Here is a 1,757-nt window from a genome sequence, read left to right as displayed (position 1 = left end):
ATCACGCTCAAGGACGACGTGCGTGCCTACCTCGTGGAGACGGCGGAGAAGGGCATCCGCTGGCTGAAGCTGCGCGTGCGCGGCACGGCGGGCCACGGGTCGATGATCCACCACGACAACGCCGTCGCGAAGCTGGCCGCCGCGGTGACCAAGCTGGGGCAGCACCGGTTCCCGCTGGTGATCTCGCCGTCGGTGCGGGAGTTCCTCGACGGGGTCACCGAGATCACCGGCATCGACTTCCCCGAGGATGACATCGAGGGCGCGGTCGGCAAGCTCGGCGCGCTGTCGCGGATGATCGGCGCGACGCTGCGCGACACGGCCAACCCGACGATGCTGACCGCCGGGTACACGGCGAACGTGATCCCGTCCGTGGCCGAGGCCACCGTGGACTGCCGCATCCTGCCCGGACGCGAGGAGGCGTTCGACGCGGAGCTGGCGGAGCTGCTCGGCCCGGACGTGGAGCGCGAGTGGATCGGCCTGCCGCCGGTGGAGACCACGTTCGACGGGGCGCTGGTGGACGCGATGGTCGGCTCGATCAGCGCGGAGGACCCCGGCGCGAAGGTGCTGCCGTACATGCTGTCGGGCGGCACGGACGCGAAGGCGTTCCAGCGCCTGGGCATCCGCAACTTCGGCTTCGCGCCGCTGAAGCTGCCCGCCGACCTGGACTTCTCGGGGCTGTTCCACGGGGTGGACGAGCGGGTGCCGGTGGACGCGCTGCGGTTCGGGGTGCGGGTGCTGGACAGGTTCCTGCTGAACTCGTGAGGCCGCCCGACGCGCCGCCCCCGCCGGGCGCCGGGGGCGGCGTCGGTCGACCGGGCTGTCGTCCCAGCAGACGACGGCCAGGGCGACCGCGAGGCCGCGGGACCGTCGCCGGCCAGAGCACGCCCGTGGCGAGCACCGCCGGGCCGAGCGGCAGCACCAGGCAGAGCACCGCGTGAGCGCAGGTCCGCCACCGACCGCCCGCCCTGTGAAAACACCCGCCCGACTCACCCGTTCGGGGTAAGGTCCGGGTCGTGGAGCTGCGCGTCACCGAGCACCGGGTCCGGCTCGGTCGGGCCGAGTTCCGCGTGCTCCGGCCCGCCGCGCCGCTCGCGCGCACGCTGGTCGTGGGGCGCGAGTGGTCCGTCGAGGTGCTGGTCGGCGGGGCCGACGCGGCGGCCGTGGCGGCGCTGTGGCTGCTCGCCGCGCGCTCCCCCCGCTCGCTCGTGCACCTGCCTGTGCGCACCACCACCCCGCCGGCGGGCGGGCTGTGGCCGGGAGACCTCCCGCTCGACCTCGTGCTGTCGCACCGGGGGTTGCAGTTCTCGCCGTCGGGCTGGAAGGACGTGCGCGCCGGGCTCGGCCGGGGGCGGCTGCGCACCGCCGAGCTGCCCGAGGTCGCCGCGCTCGCGCCGGTCGACCACGACGCCTACGCGCACGTGCCGGACCGGGAGCGCCTGCACGAGCGGGTGCACGCGGACACGCTGTTCGTCACCGGGGACGCGCCGCTGTTCCGCGAGGTGGCGCGGCTGCACTTGGACGTCGCGGCGAACGGCGGCCACCACGGGACGCACGACCACCTCGGGGTCGAGCACTACTGCCAGGAGGTGCACCCGAACGCCAACGTGCTGGGGCGCGGGGCTCGTCGGCTGCACCTGGTGCACACCGCGCACTGGACCTCGACCGGTCGGCGCGGGGAGGGACCGCCTCGGGGGCGGGAGGTGTGAGGATGCCCACCGGGAAGCCCGCACCGGTGGGGTGAGGTGGCGCGGAAGCGG

General features: G+C 74.8%; 2 protein-coding genes. Both read left to right on the top strand.

Going from position 1 to position 1,757, the window contains the following annotated elements:
* Positions 1–762 (top strand): M20/M25/M40 family metallo-hydrolase (locus ACTUAL_RS01770; RefSeq protein WP_440899032.1); only part of this gene is annotated, 762 nt, incomplete at its 5' end.
* Positions 763–1,013: 251 nt separating this feature from the next.
* Complete coding sequence (locus ACTUAL_RS01765) at positions 1,014–1,706, top strand: hypothetical protein (protein WP_440899031.1); 693 nt, start codon at positions 1,014–1,016, stop codon at positions 1,704–1,706.
* Positions 1,707–1,757 lie beyond the last annotated feature (51 nt).

Source organism: Actinosynnema sp., assembly GCF_052038725.1.
Note: the sequence above shows the minus strand (reverse complement) of the source record. Positions and strands in the feature narration are given on the sequence as shown.